Source organism: Asticcacaulis sp. AC402 (assembly GCF_000495835.1).
Taxonomy (GTDB): Bacteria; Pseudomonadota; Alphaproteobacteria; order Caulobacterales; family Caulobacteraceae; genus Asticcacaulis.
Genome location: NZ_AWGC01000036.1, coordinates 1 through 508 on the forward strand (window position 1 = coordinate 1; position 508 = coordinate 508).

1 protein-coding gene is annotated in these 508 nt (G+C 64.8%); it reads left to right on the forward strand.

Annotated features, from left to right (window positions below; translation table 11 throughout):
• A partial coding sequence (locus ABAC402_RS40470) for a cadherin-like domain-containing protein (protein ID WP_040410097.1) occupies positions 1-508 on the forward strand: 508 nt, incomplete at both ends.

Below are 508 nucleotides of genomic sequence, written 5' to 3' on the forward strand. Positions count from 1 at the left end.
CCGTCACCTCGGTCAACGACCTGCCGACAGGTGCGCCCATCGGCAACGTCGCCGACGGCACCGAAGACACCGCCCAGACCATCCTGGCCAGCACATTGCTGGAAGGTTTCAGCGATGTCGAAGGCGCTTTGACCATCTCGGCCATCTCGGTCACCAACGGCACCCTGACCGCCGTCGCAGGCGGCTGGACCTACACGCCGACCGCCAACTACCATGGTCCGGTGACGGTGACCTACACCGTCAGCGACAGCGACGGCGCCAGCATCACCGGTCAGACTCGCAGCTTCAGCCTTACCTCTGTCAACGACCTGCCGGCCGGTTCGCCGACGGGCACCGTTGCCAACGGCACGGAAGACATTACCCAGACCATCCTGGCCTCGACCCTGCTGCAGGGTTTCAGCGATGTCGACGGCGACACCCTGACGGTCACGGATATCAGCGTCACGCATGGCACCCTGACGTCCACGGATGGCGGCTGGATCTTCACGCCGGAGGACGACTACAACGG